This window comes from Pseudoduganella lurida, from assembly GCF_007830455.1.
Classification (GTDB): domain Bacteria; phylum Pseudomonadota; class Gammaproteobacteria; order Burkholderiales; family Burkholderiaceae_D; genus Rugamonas; species Rugamonas lurida.
The window spans coordinates 913,260-931,909 of sequence record NZ_VLLB01000001.1; the positions used below are offsets into that span (position 1 = coordinate 913,260).

Sequence of the window (18,650 nt, forward strand, 5' to 3'; positions counted from 1 at the left end):
TCGATGCAGGCATCATGAAGGCTGCTCGACGATCTGCGTGGCGAGGCCGCGCAGGGCCACGCGCAGCGCATCGGCCAGCGTGGCCTTCGTGACGATGTCTTCCAGGTCCACGCCCAGGTGCACGATGGTCTGCGCGATATGCGGGCGGATGCCGGAAATGATGCAGCTGGTGCCCATCAGGCGCGCCGCCGCCACCGTCTTGAGCAGATGCTGGGCCACCAGCGTATCGACCGTCGGCACGCCGGTGATGTCGATGATGACGACGCCCGCGCCCGTGTCGCCGATCTTCTGCAGCAGGTTGTCCATGACGACCTGGGTGCGTGCGCTGTCGAGGGCGCCGATCAGCGGGATCGTCAGCACGCCTTCCCACAGTTCCACCACCGGCGTGGACAGCTCCAGCAGCTCGTGCTGCTGGCGCAGGATGATCTGCTCGCGCACGGCCTGGAAGCGTTCGATCGTGTACAGGCCGAGCCAGTCGATCAGCAGGCCCGCATCGATGGTGGCGTCCGCCATCAGGGCGGCGGGCACCTCGGCCTCGCGCAGCAGCGCAAACAGGGGCGCCTTCAGCGAGAACATGAACAGCGCCGTTTCGGTACTGGAGAAACCCTGCCGTGCGCGCGCGGTGGACAGTTCGTCGAGCTGCCGGCGCACCTCGCTCCAGGCGGGGCCGGCCAGGTCGCCGCTGCCGGTGGTGGCCGCGGCCGCGAACGCCTGCAGCAGCCGCTGCGCCTGCGCCTTGCCGGCCGCTTCGCCGGCACTGTTGCGCCGCACCGCCTGCGACAGCAGATGCGTTTGCCACGCGTCCAGCAGCGGCGCTTCGTGTTGATGGAGGAGTTGAGCGATGAGGCCCAGACTTGCAGTGTTCATAGGCCCGATCAGAAAGGAAGTGTGTGGACCGATTGTACTCCAACGGCGCGACGCCGGGTGACGGCCGCCTGCGGCCCGGGAGCCGGTGGCACATGGGGTATCATCCCGGTCCTGCAACCGAAAGCCGCACATGCTCATCATCACCATCAAACAGGGTAAGGAAAAAGGCCTGCTGGCCGGCGACCCGTGGATCTACGCCTCCGCCATCGAGAAGGTCGACGGCAAGCCGCAGGAGCGCAACAGGCCGGGCGCGACGGCGATCGTGCAGTCCTCGGCGCGGCAGTTCCTGGCCCGCGCCGCGTACAACGCCAAGTCCCAGATTGCCGCACGCGTGTGGACGCTGCGCGAGGACGAGCCGATCGATCACGCGATGATGAAGCGCCGCGTGCAGGCCGCCGTGGCGCGCCGCGGCGAGGCATTGCGCGCCGCCGATCCGCAGGCGCTGTTCCTGCTGGTCGATGGCGAGAAGGACGGCCTGCCGGGACTGCTGGTGCACAGCTACGGCGGCAAGGACGGCTTCCTCGTCTGCCAGTTCAATGCCGGCGGCGTCGACCTGTGGAAGGTGCCCGTCGTGCAGGCGCTGCTGGCCGCCACCGGCTGTCGCAACGTCTACGAACGCTGCGACCTCCTGCTGCGCAAGGGCGAAGGCCTGCCCAACACGCCCGGTGCGCTGGCCGGCGACGAGCCGCCGAGCCGGCTGATGGTGAGGGACGCGGGCCGGCTCGTGCCGATGGACATCCGCACCGGGTTCACCTATCCCCGCTGAACGTTCACGATCCGATGGCTCACTGCCGCCCGCCGCGCTGTGACTGCCGAGCCTGTGTCACGGTGCCTGACCCCATGTGACACGGCCTGGGCTGTGGAACGGCGGCGGGACGGCCTAGACGATGCCGGTCAGGTAGTACACGGCGATGACGAAGAACACGGCCAAGGTCTTGATGATGGTGATGCCGAAGATGTCGCGGTACGACTGGCGGTGCGTCAGGCCCGTGACGGCCAGCAGCGTGATCACGGCGCCGTTGTGCGGCAGCGTGTCCATGCCGCCGCTGGCCATCGACACCACGCGGTGCAGCACCTCGAGCGGGATGCCGGCGGCCTGGCAGGCGGCGATGAAGCTGTCCGACATGGCCGCCAGCGCGATGCTCATGCCGCCGGAGGCGGAGCCGGTGATGCCGGACAGCGTGGTCACCGAGATCGCCGCATTCACCAGCGGATCGGGAATCCTGCGCAGCGATTCGCTGACGGCGATGAAGCCCGGCAGCGCGGCGATCACGCCGCCGAAGCCGTACTCGGAGGCGGTGTTCATGGCCGCCAGCAGCGCGCCGCCGACCGCGGCCTTGGTGCCTTCGGCGAACGAGGCGCGGATGCGGCCGAACGCCGTGGCGCACACCAGCAGGATCCCGAGCAGCAGCGCGCCTTCCACCGCCCAGATGCCGATCAGCGGCTTGATCGGCATGTCGACCGGCGCGCGCAGGCCGGGCAGCAGTTCCGAGTTCAGCGTGTAGCTGGTGCCGTACCACTTCGCAATGGCGGCGGTGAGCAGGAAGTTGGCGACGCCCACCAGCACCAGCGGTGCCAACGACAGCAGCGGATGCGGCAAGGCAGCCGGCGCGCCACCGGTTGCTGCACCGGCCACCACGGCGCGCGGCTTGTCGTCATCGACGCCATAGCCTTCGCCGCTCGCCATCACGGACCTGCGGCGCCACTCCAGATACCCCAGTCCCACGACGACCGTGGCAATCGAGCCGATCACGCCCAGCCACGGCGCGGCCCAGCCGGTGGTCTGGAAGAACGTGGTGGGAATGATGTTCTGGATCTGCGGCGTGCCGGGCAAGGTGTCCATCGTGAACGAGAACGCGCCCAGCGCGATCGCGCCCGGCATCAGCCGCTTCGGGATGCCGCTCTGCCGGTACAGCTCCGCGGCGAACGGGTAGACGGCAAACACCACCACGAACAGCGACACCCCGCCATACGTGAGCAGCGCGCACACGGCCACGATCACCGCATTGGCGCGCGTGCGGCCGATGTAGCGGATCGCCGCATGCACGATCGATTCGGAAAAGCCGGCCAGTTCGACCAGCTTGCCGAACACGGCGCCGAGCAGGAACACGGGGAAATACAGCTTCACGAAGCCCACCATCTTTTCCATGAAGATGCCGGAAAAGACCGGGGCGACGGCGGCCGGCTCCGTCAGCAGCACGGCCGCCAGCGCGGCGATGGGGGCGAACAGGATCACGCTGTAGCCGCGGTAGGCGGCGAACATCAGGAAGCCGAGGGCGGCGAGGACGATCAGGAATGCCATGGAGTGCCTTCACGGGTGATGGAAAGTTAGTCGGCATGCGCCCCTGCATGCTAGCGAAAACTTCCCGGTCCGTGCGCAGCGGTGAACCGGCAGCCACGGCTTGCATGGCGGAAGATGGCGGTCGGAAGGGGTGTCCTGTTGCGCGGCGCTTTCGCCATCGGGCGCCAGTTGCTAGAATCCGTCCCTCCAGGTGAGAGCACATCATGACGAACGAATTCGACGACAACAGTTTCTGGGCCAAGGTGAAGGGTTTCGCCAGGACCGCCGGCCGCGAGGTGATCGAGAAGGCGCTGTGGCTGTACTTTGCCGCGCAGCGTCCCGAGACGCCGCCCTGGGCCCGCGCGGCGATCTACGGCGCCCTCGCCTACTTCGTGCTGCCGTTCGACGCGGTGCCCGACTTCCTGCCCGTGGTGGGCTACAGCGACGACCTGGCCGCGCTGGCCGCGGCGCTGGCCACCGTCTCGATGCACATCACGGACGACGTGAAGGAGCAGGCGTCGGAAAAGATGAACGCCTGGTTCGGCTGGATCTGACGGCCGGCGCCCCGTATTGCGATTTTTTGAGGTATCGATGAAACACGACACGGACATCGTCCGCCAGCTGGACCAGGCCGAGGACACCTTCAAGCGGGGCCGCCTGCGCGCGATGCAGCGCATGGCCGTCGGCCTGCTGCTGCTGGCGGCCGTGCTGTTCGCCGTGGCGCGCGCGCTGCGCGACCAGCATCCGGCCTGGGGCTACGTGGCGGCATTCGCCGAGGCGGCCATGATCGGCGCGATGGCCGACTGGTTCGCCGTCGTCGCCCTGTTCCGCCATCCGCTCGGCATCCCGCTGTGGCATACGGCCATCATCCCGAACAGCAAGGAGACCATCGGCAGCAACCTCGGCGCCTTCGTCGAGAACCACCTGGTGACGGAAGACGGCGTGGCCGCGCAGCTCAAGGGTGCCGACCTGGCGGGCCGTGCCGGCCAATGGCTGCAGGTGCCGGAGAACGCGGCGGGCGCGGGCAAGGTGCTGGCCAGCGTGCTGGCGCGTGCGCTGGAACGGGTGGACGACGAGCGCATGCGCGCCGTGGTGCGTGAATTCGCCGGCGCCGAACTGGCGAAGCTGGACCTGTCCCGCCTGGCCGGCGGCTACCTGGAAACGCTGGTCGGCAACGGCATGCCGCAGCAGGTGCTGGACAACGTGCTGGAAAAACTCATCACGTGGCTGGGCGACGAAGGCAACCACGACACGATCGGCGAATTCATCCTGCGCTGCTTCGCCATCGACAATCCGATGATCCGCACGATGGTGCTGGGCTACGCGCCGAAGGCCATCGACGGCCTGCGCGAACAGGCGGTCGAGATCCGCATGAACCGCGACCATGCGCTGCGCGCGAAGGTGGGCGACTGGATCGCCGACAGCGCGCGGCGCCTGCAGTCCGATCCGGCGTGGCAGGCCGGCGTGGCGCGCTACCAGCAGGGCGCGCTGGAGAACGCGGACCTGCAGGCGGCGCTGGGCGGGCTGTGGGGCGGCATCCGCGAACGCCTGGGCGCGGCACTCCAGGGCGGCGATCCGGCGGTGCAGGCCTTCATCGGCAGCGCGGTGCAGGACGGCGGCCGCGTACTGGCCGAGCCTGGCGCCGTGCGCGACTGGGTCAATGGCGCCATCGAAGCGGGCGGCACGGCGCTGGTGCGGCGCTATCGGGGCGAGGTGGGCAAGTTCATCGAGCGCCAGCTGGCACGCTGGACGCGCGAGGAGATGAGCGACCGCATCGAGCTGGCCATCGGCCGCGACCTGCAGTTCATCCGCATCAACGGCACGATCGTGGGCGGCCTGGTGGGCCTGCTGATCCACGCCCTGACGCAAGCGTTCTAGGCCTTCCGGGCCCAACGGCCCGGGCAGCGGGCCGCATTACATTTGCAGGATTGAATTATCCACCATGCTTAGTGCAATTTAGCAACAAAATCGTGCCCATGGTATCCTCCAGTAAAATAAATGCCGCTCTGCCGTTGTAACCGGAAGGCGCTGGCTTATAATTCTCACCAATTTCCACACGCCGCCAGGCATCTGACCCCTTCGTCGGACAACCGGCGGGCAGGTTCACCGAATACCCCGCGCTGCGCATGCCACGGCGTTTCAATTGAAACCATTAATGACGATCGATAACACCGGCCAGACCCGTAACGACAGCGGGGACTTTTATTCCACCAAGGAAGCCGCCAAGCTGCTGGGCGTTGCCCACCGCACCGTGCAGCTGTGGGTGGAAAGCGGCGTGCTGCAGGCCTGGAAGACGGCCGGCGGGCACCGCCGCATCATCAAGGATTCCGTCGAGCGCCTGGTGCAGGAACGCGAGCTGGCCATGGCCGCCAAGTCCGGCACGCCCGCCCCCGCGGCCCCCAGCCGCGTGCTGGTGGTGGACGACGAGCCCGCCATGCTGCGCCTGTACGAGCTGGAACTGGCCGGCTGGGACCTGCCGATGGACATCGTCAAGGCCCATGACGGCTTCGAAGCGCTGCTGGAAATCGGCCGTGTCCGCCCCGCCGTCCTGATCACCGACCTGCACATGCCGGGCATGGACGGGTTCCGGATGATCGAAACGTTACGCGCAAACGCGGAGTTTGCTAACATACGTGTGATCGTCGTAAGTGGTATTGAGAGTTCGACAATAACGTCGATGTCGTTGCCGTCCGATATACTGGTGCTTCCGAAGCCGGTGCCGTTCGAGCGACTGCGCGCCGCCGTGGAGGAGGCGCTGCAGGAAAACTGAACGGCACGGGGCCCGTGTAGCGAGAGCCGGGTGCGTTGAGCGCCGGTTCCGTGAAGAAGGACGCAAGCGCATTGCGTAAAACAAGAGGCCCACATGCTGGACATTCCACTACCCAAGGACGAGGCGCAACGGCTGCGCACTCTCCGGTCTCTCGCGCTGCTCGATACGGCGCCCGAGGAGCGCTTCGACCGCATCACGCGGCTGGCGGCGCGCCTCTTCGACGTCCCCGTCGCCACCTTCAGCCTGATCGACCAGGACCGCCAGTGGTTCAAGGCGCGCAGCGGCACGGACATCACCGAAACGGCACGCGCCCAGTCCATCTGCACCTACACCATCCTGCAGGACGACGTGATGGTGGCCAATCCCGCCACCGATGAACGCCTCGCCAACTGCCTGACCCTGCCCGGCGCGGAGCACCTGCGCTTCTACGCCGGCGTACCCGTCAAGGCCCCCAACGGCAGCAATATCGGCACGCTGTGCCTGCTCGATACGCGCGTGCGCCGGCTCGATGCCGCGCAGCGCGCCACGCTGATCGACCTGGCCGCCATGGTGGAAAGCGAAGTGGCGGCCGGCGCGCTGAAGCGCTCGCTGCGCGAACAGCAGCAGAACGAGCTGTCGATGACGCGCCTGCTGAACCAGATGCCGGAAGGCGTGGTGCTGCTCGATGGCGAAGGCGACGTGATCTCCGCCAATCCCGCCGCCGAGCGCCTGTTCCGCGCCGCGCCGGGCAAGATGGCCGGGCTGTCCGCCAACCACCTGCTGGCCACCGAACTGGCGCCCTTCTGCGAGCAGCTCGACAACGGCTACGCCAACCAGCTGCAGGCCACCGGCCGCCGCGTCGACGGCAATACCTTCTCGGCCGAATTCTCCGTCAGCTGCCTGCAGATCGCCGGCGCGCGCCAGTACGCCGTGATCGTGCGCGACGTCACGCCGCGCCGCGAGAACGAACGCCGCGAACGGGCCACGGACGAACGGCGCCGCAAGTACTTCACCACCGCCACGCACGAACTGCGCACGCCGATGGCCAGCGTGCTGGGCTTCACCGAGCTGCTGCTCAAGCGCGACTTCACGCAGGACAGCATGCGCGAGTTCATCGGCATCGTGCACACGCAGGCCACCCGCCTCGTCGCCCTGATCAACGAGATGCTGGACCTGGCGCGCATCGAATCGGGCGGCAGCGCCGCGTTCGACATCGCGCCGCGCGATGCGGCCGCCCTCGTGAGCGAAACGCTGGCCGGCCTGGACGGCCTGGCCGAAGGCGCGCGCATCAGCGTGGACGTGGCGCCCGCGCTGCCGCCGGTGCTGGCCGACAAGGCCAAGCTGCAGCAGGCGCTGCTGAACCTGGTGAGCAACGCCATCAAGTACTCCGCGCCGGATGCGCCCATCGCGCTGTTCCTCACGGCCACGCAATGGGCCGGCCGCCCCGCCATCGCCTTCCGCGTGCGCGACAGCGGCATCGGCATGACGCCCGAGCAGCAGGCCCACGTGTTCGATCCGTTCTACCGCACCGGCACCAAGCGCGATGTCGTCGGCAGCGGGCTGGGACTGGCGATCGTCAAGGAGATCGTCGAACTGCATGGCGGCACCGTGCAGATGGAATCGGCGCCGCAGGACGGCACCACCGTCACCCTCATCCTGCCGGCCGCGCCATGAGACCGTTCATCCTGATCGTCGACGACCTGGAAGAGCTGCGGCTGCTGGCGATGCTGACCCTGGCGCCGCTGGGCCGCATCGACTGCGTGCCCGATGCCGCCAGCGCGGTGGAACGCATGCTGGCGGAAGTGCCGGCCGTGCTGGTGCTGGACGTGATGCTGGGGCCGGGCGAGAACGGCCTGGACCTGTGCCGCGAGCTGAAGGCTTCGCCGGCCACCGCCGCCATCCGCATCATCCTCCTCTCCGCCTGCGGCCAGCAGAGCGACATCGAAGCAGGCCTTGCCAGCGGCGCCGACCGCTACGTGGTCAAACCCTTCAGCCCCGAACACCTGTACGACACCGTCGCCGAACTCCTCGGCTGACAGCCTCCCTCCCGCCCGGCCCGTGTCCAGGGCACCGGCACCGTGCCAGGCTCCAGGACACGGGCTGGCCATCCTGTCCGCAACGTCTCTTTGGCTTGACTTATAGGCATTCATTATCGCTATGCCGTCAGCCAGACGCGACAGTGAAACAGATAATGCATTGCGGAAATCAGTAAAAGTGATACGATTCGTTCGTGATCCAAATCAGTAAAAGTGATACCGGATCTCTCCTTTACTGCCCAGGACAATGGGCTGGCACTTTGAGAGAGCTGTCATGCAACGCTTCCTTCTCGCTGTTTTCTTCTGCCTCGCACAGTTCGCCGGCGTCGCCGCCTTCGCGGCCGATAGCGCTGTCGACGTCACCATGCAGGCCTTCAAGGTGGTCACCACCGCCAAGGGCGTCGAGCTGGTGCCGACCACCGAAGCCAAGCCGGGCGACACGATCGAATACCAGGTCGCCTACCGCAACCGCGGCGCCGAAGCCGCGCGCCAGGTGATCGCCACGCTGCCGGTGCCCGCTGCCGGCATGGCCTACATCCCCGATACCGCCGCCCCGGCCGCCGTGATGGCCAGCCTGGACGGCAAGGAATTCGCGCCGGTGCCGCTGCAGCGCACCGTCCTGCGCGAAGGCCGCCGCGTCACCGAAACCGTGCCGCCGGCCGAGTACCGCTTCCTGCGCTGGACCATCGGCGAGCTGCGTGCCGGCCAGACCACCACCGTCAAATCCCGCATGCGCCTGAACGGCGCCGGCGACCGTTCCTGATCCACCCGTTCCGTTCTTCATAAAGGAATCCGACCATGCAAGCCTTGAAACTCCCGACCCGCCTGGTGCTCGCCGCGACGATCTTCGCCGCCGCCGCCAATGGCGCCAACGCCGCGACCGCCGCCGGCACGACCATCAGCAACACGGCCACCGCCACCTACCTCGATTCGACGCTGGGTTCGCACACGACCACGTCGAACACGGTCGTCACCACCGTCCAGCAGGTCGCCAGCCTGACGATGCCGGCCGGTACCGCGAAGAACGCCTCGGCCGGCACCCAGGTCGTCTACGCCCACAGCGTGACCAACACCGGCAACGGCACCGACACGTTCGCGCTGGCCGCCGCCAATACCGGCACGTTCTCGATGACGAACGTGGTGTTCTACGCCGATGCGAACGGCGACGGCGTGGCCGACAACGCCACCCCGGTCACCACCACCGGCCCGCTGGCCACCGGCGCCACGTTCAAGTTCGTGGCCGTGGGCACGCTGCCGGCCGCACCGGCCAACGGCACCACCAACACGATCACCGTCACCGCCACCAGCGGCTTCACGAACACCGTGACGGCCACCAGCGTGGACACGACCACCGCCGCGTCGGCCGCGCACATCGACATCACCGCCAACACGGCCGGTGTGGGTGCACCGGGTGCCGGCGCCGGCCTGGAAGCCTCCGCCGTGGTGACGAACACCGTCGCACCGGGCGGCACCACGCGCTACACGCTGGTGCTGAACAACAGCGGCGGCAGCCCGGACACGTTCAACCTGCAGGCCGCCGTCGACGGCACCTTCGCCAACCTGACGCTGCCCACCGGCTGGACCGTCGTGTTCAAGGATGCCGCCGGCAACGTGATCACCAACGCCACCGTCGCCGCCAACAGCAGCGTGCAGGTGTTTGCCGACGTGTTCGTGCCGGCCGGCTCCGCGCTGGGCACCACGGACCTGTACTTCCGCGTGATGTCGCCAACCTCCGGCGTGACGGACAAGATCCACAACGCGATCACCATCGCCGCCGCCGGCAACCAGCTGACGCTGACGAAGGTGCAGGCGCTGGACGCGGACTGCAACGGCGTGGCCGACACGGCCTACAGCAACGCACCGATCACCACCGGCGCGATCCCGGGCGCCTGCATCCGCTACCAGATCACTGCCACCAATGCCGGCGGCACCGATGTGGGCGCCGTCGTGATCAAGGATGATGTTCCTGCCAACACGACGTACCACACGACGAACGCACTGGCGGCCACGCTGGGCGCCATCGTCCTGCCGCTGACCGGTCCGGTGACCACCCTGCAGGCCAACGTCGGCACGCTGCACACCGGCGAGTCGAGCACCATGTCCTTCGGCGTGCGCATCAACCCGTAATCCCAGCCTCCACAGTAACGACCTGCCTGCCGCGCCCACCGGCGCGGCAGAAGGGACTCCTGCATCCTGAATTTCGAGATCCGGCCATGACAACCTGCTTCGTTCGCATCGTTTTCGCCCTGCTCTGCGTGCTGTCGGCCGTGTTCGGCCAGTCCGCAACGGCGGCGATCCGGAACCAGGCCAGCGTCACCTGGACGGATGTCAACGGCAACAGTGGCAGCGCCCAGTCGAACCTGGTGCGCGCCCGCCAGCCGGTCTCCATTACCTATTTCACTTCCGACGCCTACAGCACGATGGCCCGCACGGCAATGGCCGGCAAGGCCCTGTACGTGCAGGCGTCGGCGAATGCCTGCAACGCCGATCACACGGGCATCGATACCGTGATGATCAAGATCAAGTCGACCAGGACGGGCGACAACGAACAGTACAGCGCCACCGAAACGGCCGCCGATACGGGCGTGTTCCGCATCGATTCCGTCGTGATGCCGGTCGCCGATACCCGCGCCAGCGGCATGAACGCCAACGACGGCATGCTGGAAGTGGCCGTCGACGACGAACTGATGGCCACGGTGCAGGACTGCGGCATGGGCGAAGCCACCGCGTCGGTACTGATCGACCCGAGCGGCACCGTGTTCGACAGCCGCACCAACGCGCCAGTCGCCGGCGCCATCGTGACGCTGATCGACGTGACCGGCGACGGCAACGGCGGCCATCCGGGCGCCCCGGCCCAGGTGGTCGCCATGGACGGCACCACCTGGTACCCGAACACCGTGACCACGGACGCCGACGGCCGCTACATCTTCCCCCTCGTCGCGCCCAGCCTGTACCAGCTGAACGTCGTGGCACCCAGGAACTACACGTTCCCGAGCAAGCTCGCACCAGGCACGCTGCCGGCCGGCCGCGACATCCACCTGTACGGCTCGTTCGGCGGCAGCTTCACCGTCAGCCTGGCCTCCGGCGCCGTGGCGATCGACCTGCCGGTCGACAGCATCCCGGGCGCCCTGTACCTCGAGAAGGCCGCCTCGCGCGCCACCGCCGAAATCGCCGACTTCATCGACTACACCATCCGCATCCACAACAGCGGCGAGGTGGCGATTGCCGGCGTGGCCGTGGAAGACCGCCTGCCGGCCGGCTTCACGCTGGAACCGGGCAGCGTGCGCATGAACGGCGCGAAGGTTGCCGACCCGGCCGGCGCGCAGGGCCACCTGCTGACGTTCGCCGGCGGCGACATGGACATCGGCACCACCAACGTGCTGCGCTACCGCGTGCGCGTGGGTCCCGGCGCACTGCAGGGCGACGGCATCAACCGCGCCCGCGCCACCAGCGTGCTGCCGGCCCTCGCCAGCGCAGAGGCGGCCGCCAAGGTGAAGATCGAAGCGGGCGTGTTCTCCGAGAAGGGCCACATCATCGGCACCATCTTCGCCGACTGCGATAACAACGGCCTGCGCGGCGATGGAGAAGCCGGCGTGCCGGGCGTGCGCGTCTACCTGGAAGACGGCACCTACGCCGTGACCGATGCGCTGGGCCGCTACAGCTTTGCCGAAGTGCGTCCCCGCACCCACGTGGCCAAGGTCGACCTGTCCACGCTGCCGGCCGGTGCCGCACTGGCCATCCTGTCGAACCGCAATGCGGGCGATGCCGGCAGCCGCTTCGTCGACCTGCGCGACGGCGAGCTGGCCAAGGCCGATTTCGCCATCGCCGGCTGCGCCGCGGCCGTGAACGACATCATCAAGGCGCGCCGCACCGCGCTGGAACAGGAACTGAAGGCGCAGGTTGCCGCGCCGGCCAAGGCAGCCGCTGTCGTGAAGACCGCTGCCGACCTGGAAACGCTGGACAACACGCTGGGCTTCGTGGACCTGGCCGATGGCGCCGTGATGGCCGGCACGCAGGCCACCGTGCGCGTCAAGGGCGGCGACGGCGTCTCGTTCGGCCTGCGCGTGAATGGCGCAGCCGTGCCGGACACCCGCATCGGCCAGCGCAGCACCGTGGCCGCGAAGAAGATGACGAGCTGGGAATTCATCGGCGTGCCGCTGGTGGCCGGCCGCAACGTGCTGGAAGTGGAACAGCGCGACCAGTTCGGCAATGCCCGCGGCACCCGCCGCATCGCCGTGGTGGCCCCGGGCCCGCTGGCGCGCATCCGCCTGGAACTGCCGAAGAACAGCGTGGCCGCCGACGGCCGCACGCTGGCCACCGTGCGCGTGCACCTGGAAGACGCCAGCGGCGTGCCGGTCGCTGCCCGCACCCCCGTCACGCTGGAAGCCTCGCTGGGCCAGTGGCAGCAGGCCGACCCGGATCCGCGCGATCCCGGCCTGCAGGCCATGATCGAAGGCGGCAGCGCCGAGTTCGCGCTGCGCACGTCGCTGGAAGCCGGCGAAGCCCGCCTCGTCGTCCACACCGGCAACCTGCAGCAGACGGGCGCCATCACCTTCGTGCCGGACCTGCGCCCGCTGGTGGCCGCCGGCGTCATCGACGGTACCGTCAGCCTGTCGCGCATCAGCGGCAACAACACCGATCCGGCCCGTTCGTTCGACGCGTTCGAGGACTCGCTGCGCAACCTGTCGAGCGCGCATGGCGACACGGAACTGGCGGCTGCCGGCCGAGCCGCTATGTTCATGAAGGGCAGCGTCGGCCACGACACGCTGCTGACGATGGCCTACGACTCCGAGAAGAAGGAAGCCACGCCCCTGTTCCGCGACCAGAACCCGATCGCCTACTACCCGACCTACGGCGACGATGCCAGGCGCGGCTTCGATGCCCAGTCCACCAGCCGCCTGTACGTGCGTGCCGAGCGCCAGAAATCGTGGCTGATGTATGGCGACTTCACGCCGCCGGGCGTGACGCCGGCGCGCAACCTGGGCGCCTACAACCGCAGCCTGAACGGCGCGCGCGGCCACTACGAAGCGAACGGCCTGCAGGTGGACGCCTTCGCCAGCCATGACAGCACCCGCCAGATGGTGGAAGAATTCGCCGCCAACGGCACCTCCGGCCCGTTCCAGACCGGCGCCGCCGTGATGGTCATCAACAGCGAGCGCGTGGAAGTGATCGTGCGCGACCGCAACCAGCCAGGCGTGCTGGTATCGTCCCGCACCCAGGTGCGCTATGCCGACTACGACATCGAGCCGCTGTCCGGCCGCATCCTGTTCCGTTCGCCGGTCGCCAGCCTGGACGCGGACCTGAACCCGATCTCGATCCGCATCAGCTACGAAGTGGACCAGGGCGCGCCGAATTTCTGGGTCGGCGGCCTGGCAGCCCAGTACGAATTCAACCAATACGTGGCGATCGGCGGCAGCTATGTCAACGACCGCAACCCGATCGCCGCCACCGAACTGGCCAGCGTGAACGCCACCATCAAGCCGGACGACAAGACCACCGTCATCGTCGAAGCGGCGCAGATGGACAAGCTGGACAAATCGGGCCGCGCCGCCCGCGTCGATGCGACCCGCGTCGACGGCAAGCTGGAAGCCCACGTGTTCGCCGGCCGCACCGACGTCGCCTTCGACAACCAGTCGGCCAGCCTGCCGAAGGGCCGCGTGGAAGCCGGTGCGCGCGTCAACTACGCCGTGACGGAACACGTGAAGCTGATGGGCGAAGCGCTGCACACGGCCGACGTGGCCACCGGCGCCTCGCGCGACGGCGTGCAGGCTGCCGTGGCCTACACCTTCTCCGGCGGCGTGCGCGTCGAGGCCGGCATGCGCAAGTCCCGCGAGGAAGCGGCCGCCAACGCGGTGGTCGCCCAGCCGGACCTGACCAGCGTGCGCGCCAAGGTCTCGGCCCAGGTGCCGGGCCTGCCGCAGGCCAGCGTGTTTGCCGAAGCCGAGCAGGACATCAAGGACAGCGGCCGCCGCATGGCGGCCCTGGGCGGCGAATACCGCTTCAACAACGGGGCGCGCGTCTATGGCCGCCATGAGCTGATCAGCAGCCTCGGCTCGAACTACGCGCTGAACGAAGGCGTGCAGCGCAACGCCACCGTGTTCGGCATCGACGGCGACTACATGAAGGACGGCCGCGTGTTCTCCGAATACCGCGCGCGCGGTTCCGACCTGTCCGACCGCCAGGCCGAAGCGGCCATCGGCCTGCGCAACCTGTGGACGATCGCCGAGGGCGTGCGCGCCCAGACGAGCTTCGAGCGCGTGCAGGTGCTGGCCGGTTCCGCCGCCAACGAATCGATCGCCGCCACCGGCGCCATCGAATACAGCCGCGACCCGGCCTTCAAGGCCAATGCCCGCCTGGAACTGCGCCACGGCCAGGACAGCGACGGCCTGCTGAACACGCTGGGCCTGTCGTACAAGATCACCGATGCCTGGACCTTCCTGGGCAAGAACACGCTGTCGGCCACCCGCTCCACCAATGGCACGCGCAGCAACGAACTGCTGCAAAGCGGCGTGGCCTACCGCGCGCTGGCATCGCTGGGCTGGAACGGCCTGGCCAAGTACGAGTTCCGCAAGGAGCAGGACACCGGCCTGGCCGATGCGCGCCGCGCCGTGCACATGGTGGCCGTGAACGCCAACTGGCAGCCGCAGCGCGAGACCGTGATCAGCGGCCGCTATGCCGCCAAGAAGGCCGAAGACCGCACTGCCGGCCTGACCAGCCGCGCCTTTGCCCAGCTGGTCAGCGCCCGCGTGATGCACGAAGTGGGCCGCGACTGGGACGTGGGGGCGACCGTGTCGATGCTGGCCAGCGCCGGCCAGCGTGCGCGCCAGTTCGGCGCCGGCATCGAGGCGGGCTACCAGGTCATGAAGAACACGTGGGTGTCGGCCGGCTACAACGTGCTGGGCTTCCGCGAACGCGACCTGGCCGGCGCCGAAGCCACCGCCAAGGGCGCCTACGTCCGCCTGCGCATGAAGTTCGACGAGCGCACGCTGGAAAACCTGCTGTCCGCCAAGGCGTTCAATTAAAAGACCGATTCGAGAACCAACATGATGACGACTCTGTTCCGCCGCACCGTGCTGCAATCCCTTCGACACTCGCTGGCGCTGTTCCTGCTCGCCTGCGGCCTGTTCGCCAGCCTGGGCGCGCATGCCGCCTGCACCACCACTGGCGCCTGCATCTCCGCCGGCCCGCGCCTGGCCAGCGTCGACACGACGAAGAGCGCACTGCTCAATCCCCTGCTGGGCGGCCTGCTGGGCACGAACCTGAACCTGACGGCGGCGGACTGGAACACGCTGGCCACCGGGGAGGTCAACCTGCTGGGCTTCCTGACCAAGCTGCAGGCGCAGACCAATGTCTCCTCGCCGTCGCAGGCGCTGACGGCCAATGCCACGCTGGCGCAGATCACCGCCGCCCTCGGCCTGCAGGCGCAGGCGCAGGCCAGCACGAGCCTGTCCGGCGTGCTGGCCGCCCTCGGTTCGCAGCTGGGCGGCGCCGGCGCCACCGTGCGCGTGGGCGACCTGCTCAAGCTCACGGCCGACGTGGGCAGCCTGGCCAACACCACCATCAATTCGCTGGACATGCTGACGGGCCTCGTGCAGCTGTACAACCGCCGCAACGTGCTCACGACGCCCACGCCGGTCGGCATCTCCGGCGGCGCGCTGGGCATGCTGGGCGTGATCAACAGCCTGCAGCTGTACACCCAGGTGATCGAGCCGGCCGTGTACATCTGCGGCCCGACCGGCACGCAGTTCCACACCGCCGCCGTGCGCGTCAAGCTGAAGCTGGACCTCGTCACGCTGGCACCCGCGACAGGGGTGCTGACCACCCTCCTCGGCAACACGCAGATCGCCATCGGCCAGCTGGACGTGTACGTGGAAATCGCCCGCGGCGAAGGCACGCTGACCGCCGTCGACGCGGTGGCCAAGGCCGTCACGCTGCAGGCGCTGCCGGGCGTGGCGGACGTCTACCTGGGCAAGATCTCGGACGACGTGTTCTTCAACCGCTCGCGCACCATCAATCCCGCCACCGACCTCGATTACGGCAAGATCGGCACCATCGCCGCGGCCGGCATCGGTTTGCTGGACCTGGAGATCAGGAGCTGGGCGCGCGGCCAGGCACCGTCGGCGGCCAGCGTGACGATGTCCGGCACCTTCCCGCAGACGAAGACCGTCTCGACCAGCGCCGCATTCGTCACGAACCTCGTCAACGGCCTGGTGAGCAACACCAGCCTGCGCATTCCCACGCTGAACCTGGGCCTCGTCACCGACACTGTGCTGGGCCTGGTGAAGGGCATCGTCACGGGCGCGCTGTCGCCGGTGCTGGGCCAGGTACTCACCGGCGTCGTCGACCCGCTGCTGCAGCTGCTGGGCGTGGGGCTGGGCCAGGTGATCGTCACCGTCAACGGCATCGGCCAGGCGTGCGACGACTTCAAGCTGGTGAAGGCGGCCGACAAGGCCAACGCGCAGCCGGGCAACACGATCGCCTACACCATCACGTACCAGAACGCCGGCACCACGACGATCACCAACCTGAAGATCGTCGACGCCACGCCCGCCTACACCGTGTTCGGCACCAGCGCCTGCGGCACCCTCGCCCCCGGCCTCACCAACTGCAGCGTGAGCGCCAAGCCCGCGGCCGGCGCCACCGGCGGCGTCGAATGGACCTTCACCGGCACCCTGATGCCCGGCGCCTCCGGCACCGTCACGCTGAACGTGCTGGTCCAATGACCGCCCACCAAGAACTGCCAACTGCCGAGCCCGTGTCCACCATGGGGTCAACCCCGAAACCGGACACGGGTTGTACCGTAGCCAGCACCGGTGCAGGCGCTCGATGCTGGGCTCGTGTCCGAAAACGGGGTTGACCCCAGGGTGGACACGAGCTGGACCGTCGGTCAGTCTTGCCAGAAGTGGCGCGCCAGGTCGCCGGTGCGGAAGGACGTGACGATGAAATCGACGAAGACGCGCACCTTGGCGGGCACCAGCTTGCGGCTCGAGTAGTAGATCGACAGGGGCCGGGTTTCCGCGTGCCAGCCGGGCAGGATGCGCACCAGCGCGCCATTGGCCAGCAGCGGGCCGACATGCGGCAGCGGCAGCAGCGTGATGCCGAGGCCGGATGCGGCGGCGCGGGCCAGCGCTTCGGGGTCGTCCATCGTGACGACCTGGCGCGGCGTGGCGACGACCTCCTGGCCGGCCGCGTCGCGCAGTGTCCACGGGGTGACGCGGCCGGTGGCCGGCGCGCGGCGCACCAGGCCGTCGTGGCGTGCCAGGTCGGCCGGCGCCACGGGCGCGGCATGCCGGTCGAGATAGGCCGGCGCCGCCACCAGCACGATCTTCACGCGCGTCAGCTCCCGCGCGATCAGCCCTTCCGTCAGTTCCAGCCCGCCGCCGATGGCCGCGTCCAGACCCTGCGCCACGACGTCCACCGGCCGGTTATCGAAGTGCAGGTCCGGCACCACGTCCGGATACCGGGCCAGGAATTCCGCCAGCAGCGGCACGATGTATTCGCGCCCCACCGTGTGCGCCAGCGCGATCTTCAGCGGGCCGGCCGGCTTGCCGGCGCCCTGCCGCAGGTCCGTCAGCGCGTCGCCGATCTCGCGCCATGGCAGCCGCACCTGGGCGTACAGGCGCGCCCCCTCGGTCGTCAGGGACAGGCTGCGCGTGCTGCGCTGGAACAGCCGCACGCCCAGTTCGGCCTCCAGTCGCGCGACGTTCTTGCTGACGGCGGCCGGCGTCAATCCCAGCACCCGGGCGGCGGCGGAGAAGCTGCCGGCATCGGCGGACTGGAGGAAAGCGTCGAGAAAACTGTTCAGTTCCATGCCGTGATCTTATACCCACAGTTGAAACTGTTGGCACTTTTTGCAGGCTACCGCGATGGAATGCGGAAGAAGATACTGGCCTCATTCCCACCACCGCAAGGAGATCGACATGAACACCACGCAAAGCAACGGCAATCAGATCACGCACAAGCCCCTGGCCGGCAAGGTTGCCTTCATCAACGGCGGTTCGCGCGGCATCGGTGCCGCCACGGCACGCCGCCTGGCCGCGGACGGCGCCACGGTCGCCATCGGCTACGCCGCATCGACCGCCGCGGCCGAAGCCCTGGTGGCCGACATCACGGCCGCTGGCGGCACGGCCCTGGCGATCCGCGCGGACGCCGCCGATGCAGCTGCCCTGGCCGATGCCATCGACAGCGTCGCGGCCCGCTACGGCCGCCTCGACATCCTCGTCAACAACGCCGGCATCCTGCGCCTGGGCGGCATCGACCAGTTCTCGCTGGCCGACTTCGACGACACCGTGGCCGTGAATGTGCGCTCGGTCTTCGTCGCCTCGAAAGCCGCCGCGGCGCACATGGGCGAAGGCGGCCGCATCGTCAACGTGAGCAGCACGAATGCGCTACGCATGCCGTTCCAGGGCGGCGCCGTCTACGCGATGAGCAAGTCGGCCCTGACGGGACTGGCGAAAGGCCTGGCACGCGACCTGGGCCCGCGCGGCATCACCGTCAACAACGTGCTGCCCGGCCCCGTCGACACGGACATGAATCCGGCCGACACGGACTTCGCGGCCGCGCTGCACGGCCTGATGGCGCTGCCGCGGCATGGCAAAGCGGAGGAAGTGGCGGCCATGATCGCGTGGGTGGCCAGCCCCGAGGCGGCCTTCGTCACGGGTGCGGACCTGGCCATCGATGGCGGCTTCGCGGCGTAGGCTACACGGACCGACGCAGC

At 68.5% G+C, this 18,650-nt stretch carries 14 protein-coding genes; 11 read left to right on the forward strand and 3 right to left on the reverse strand.

Annotation, left to right across the window (positions count from 1 at the left end; all coding sequences use genetic code 11):
* Window positions 1–12: 12 nt before the first annotated feature.
* A complete protein-coding gene (locus tag IP91_RS04000; RefSeq protein WP_145647452.1) occupies window positions 13–867 on the reverse strand; it encodes an STAS domain-containing protein in 855 nt (284 codons plus the stop codon).
* A 130-nt stretch (window positions 868–997) separates the two neighbouring features.
* Here IP91_RS04000 and IP91_RS04005 point away from each other — a divergent pair, with 130 nt between their 5' ends.
* Window positions 998–1,633 (forward strand): class I SAM-dependent rRNA methyltransferase, encoded by a 636-nt coding sequence (locus IP91_RS04005; RefSeq protein WP_145647453.1) that lies wholly within the window; start codon window positions 998–1,000, stop codon window positions 1,631–1,633.
* A gap of 114 nt (window positions 1,634–1,747) precedes the next feature.
* Here IP91_RS04005 and IP91_RS04010 read toward each other — a convergent pair whose 3' ends face one another.
* Window positions 1,748–3,169 carry a GntP family permease gene (locus IP91_RS04010; RefSeq protein WP_145647454.1) on the reverse strand — a complete coding sequence of 474 codons (1,422 nt, stop codon included), beginning with the start codon at window positions 3,167–3,169 and terminating at the stop codon, window positions 1,748–1,750.
* Between the two features lie 203 nt (window positions 3,170–3,372).
* On the opposite strand from IP91_RS04010, the gene IP91_RS04015 reads away from it, so the two are divergent.
* From IP91_RS04015 to IP91_RS04055, 9 genes are all read left to right on the forward strand, one after another.
* Window positions 3,373–3,702: a YkvA family protein gene (locus IP91_RS04015; protein WP_199754475.1), complete on the forward strand. Its 330-nt coding sequence runs from the start codon at window positions 3,373–3,375 to the stop codon at window positions 3,700–3,702.
* A 37-nt stretch (window positions 3,703–3,739) separates the two neighbouring features.
* Window positions 3,740–5,026, forward strand: a complete 1,287-nt coding sequence (locus IP91_RS04020) for a DUF445 domain-containing protein (RefSeq protein ID WP_145647456.1) — start codon at window positions 3,740–3,742, stop codon at window positions 5,024–5,026.
* A gap of 277 nt (window positions 5,027–5,303) precedes the next feature.
* Complete coding sequence (locus tag IP91_RS04025; protein WP_145647457.1) at window positions 5,304–5,918, forward strand: response regulator; 615 nt, start codon at window positions 5,304–5,306, stop codon at window positions 5,916–5,918.
* A 93-nt stretch (window positions 5,919–6,011) separates the two neighbouring features.
* On the forward strand, window positions 6,012–7,571 hold the full coding sequence (locus tag IP91_RS04030; protein ID WP_145647458.1) for a sensor histidine kinase: 1,560 nt from the start codon (window positions 6,012–6,014) through the stop codon (window positions 7,569–7,571).
* A complete protein-coding gene (locus tag IP91_RS04035) occupies window positions 7,568–7,933 on the forward strand; it encodes a response regulator transcription factor (protein ID WP_145647459.1) in 366 nt (121 codons plus the stop codon). Before IP91_RS04030 ends, IP91_RS04035 begins: the two co-directional genes overlap by 4 nt.
* Before the next feature lie 274 nt (window positions 7,934–8,207).
* Window positions 8,208–8,696, forward strand: coding sequence for a DUF11 domain-containing protein (locus tag IP91_RS04040; RefSeq protein WP_158643075.1), 489 nt, complete (start codon window positions 8,208–8,210; stop codon window positions 8,694–8,696).
* 35 nt (window positions 8,697–8,731) lie between these two features.
* Window positions 8,732–10,060 (forward strand): DUF11 domain-containing protein, encoded by a 1,329-nt coding sequence (locus IP91_RS04045; protein ID WP_145647461.1) that lies wholly within the window; start codon window positions 8,732–8,734, stop codon window positions 10,058–10,060.
* An 86-nt stretch (window positions 10,061–10,146) separates the two neighbouring features.
* Window positions 10,147–14,955, forward strand: coding sequence for a DUF11 domain-containing protein (locus tag IP91_RS04050; RefSeq protein ID WP_145647462.1), 4,809 nt, complete (start codon window positions 10,147–10,149; stop codon window positions 14,953–14,955).
* A gap of 21 nt (window positions 14,956–14,976) precedes the next feature.
* Window positions 14,977–16,656, forward strand: coding sequence for a DUF11 domain-containing protein (locus IP91_RS04055; RefSeq protein WP_145647463.1), 1,680 nt, complete (start codon window positions 14,977–14,979; stop codon window positions 16,654–16,656).
* A gap of 164 nt (window positions 16,657–16,820) precedes the next feature.
* Here IP91_RS04055 and IP91_RS04060 read toward each other — a convergent pair whose 3' ends face one another.
* Complete coding sequence (locus IP91_RS04060; RefSeq protein WP_145647464.1) at window positions 16,821–17,744, reverse strand: LysR family transcriptional regulator; 924 nt, start codon at window positions 17,742–17,744, stop codon at window positions 16,821–16,823.
* Window positions 17,745–17,853: 109 nt separating this feature from the next.
* Between IP91_RS04060 and IP91_RS04065 the strand changes: the two genes are divergently transcribed.
* On the forward strand, window positions 17,854–18,630 hold the full coding sequence (locus IP91_RS04065) for an SDR family oxidoreductase (protein WP_145647465.1): 777 nt from the start codon (window positions 17,854–17,856) through the stop codon (window positions 18,628–18,630).
* The last annotated feature ends 20 nt before the right edge of the window (window positions 18,631–18,650 follow it).